The following is a 1234-nucleotide window of genomic DNA, read 5'->3' on the forward strand; positions in this document are numbered from 1 at the left end:
AGGGTAAAGGTCTGGTCGTGCTCGTGGCTGGCGACGCCGATCAGGCCGAGGCGCTGCGCCGGCGCAGCGGCGCGCTGCCGCAGGCACGCTGGGTCAGTGCTGAGGCTGTCGCCGTTCAGCGCAGGCTGCAGCTATCGGGCACGCCGGTGGTGCTGGGCCTGGACCGGCAGCAGCGCGTCGCCTGGCGCGATAGCGGCCTGCCGGCCGTGCCGCTGCACCTGGCCCTGCGCATCGCCGAATGGACCCAAGCCGCAACGCCGGAGGTGCGCTGATGCGCGCATCCCTGTTGCGGTGGAACGGGTGGTTGCTGCTGGCCTGCCTGTTCGCGGCAGCGCCGGTGCCGGCGCAGTCGCTGACGCCGCAGGTGCGCCAGCCCCAGGCCACCGTCGTCGTTTTCGCCGCGTTTTCGTGCCCCTACTGCGCCCAGGCGGCGCAGACGCTGGCGGCGCTGCAGAAGCGCTACCCCGACGCACTGGCCGTGCAGTTCAAGCATTTCCCGCTAGGCCTGGAGCCCGAGGACCTGCTCGCCCACGAAGCAGCTCTGGCTGCGGCGGCGCAGGATAAGTTTCCACAGTTCCACGACGCGCTGTTCCGGCAGCCGCAACGCGGCCTCGGCCGGGCGGTCTTGGATCAGCTGGCCGAGCAGGCCGGCTTGGACATGGTTCGCTACCGCCGCGACATGGACGGCCACGTCTGGCGCAGCCGCGTGGAGGACGACCGGCGCGAAGCCGCCGCCTTCGGCGTGCGCGCCACGCCGACGTTCTTCGTGCAGGGCTTCAAGCTCGAAGGCATCCCTGCTGCTGATGTCTTCGAGACGCTGATCGACCAGGCGCTGGCGAAGGCGGCCAGCACCGCACCCCCGTCCGCGCAACAGGAGTCCGCGCATGCCACACCGTGACCTCGCCCTGGCCTTGCTGCTGATGCTGTCGGTGTTGCCGCCCGCGCAGGCCGCCTCGGCGAGGGAGGCCAAGCGCCAGCTTCAGCAGATGAACGTGGAAATCAGCGTCGACAAGTTGGTGCAATATGCGGCAGAAGGTGATTTGTCCACGATTGAACTACTGCTCAGCGCCGGCGTGCCGATTAAGGGAGCTGACGGCGTCCACGGCGCGACGGCGCTGCACAACGCCGCGGCGCAGGGACACCGGCGCGTGCTCGACGCCCTGATCAAGGCCGGCGCGCCGCTGGATGCGGTCGACGGCAACGGCGTCACGCCGCTGATGGCGGCGGCCTGGAG

General features: G+C 70.3%; 3 protein-coding genes. All 3 read left to right on the plus strand.

Annotation, left to right across the window (positions count from 1 at the left end):
• A partial coding sequence (locus tag DFR29_RS29580) for a hypothetical protein (RefSeq protein ID WP_208113779.1) occupies positions 1-272 on the plus strand: 272 nt, incomplete at its 5' end.
• Positions 272-898, plus strand: coding sequence for a DsbA family protein (locus tag DFR29_RS28870; protein WP_166654433.1), 627 nt, complete (start codon positions 272-274; stop codon positions 896-898). The genes DFR29_RS29580 and DFR29_RS28870, both read left to right, overlap by 1 nt.
• On the plus strand, positions 885-1234 hold a 350-nt coding region (locus tag DFR29_RS28875), incomplete at its 3' end, for an ankyrin repeat domain-containing protein (RefSeq protein WP_133822089.1). The genes DFR29_RS28870 and DFR29_RS28875, both read left to right, overlap by 14 nt.

The sequence above is a fragment of the Tahibacter aquaticus genome, from assembly GCF_004363655.1.
GTDB lineage: Bacteria > Pseudomonadota > Gammaproteobacteria > Xanthomonadales > Rhodanobacteraceae > Tahibacter > Tahibacter aquaticus.

What these genes read in the sequence shown, in the direction of transcription:
- DFR29_RS28870 (WP_166654433.1), top strand. Translation starts at nt 272, where the DNA reads ATGCGCGCATCCCTGTTGCGGTGGAACGGGTGGTTGCTGCTGGCCTGC.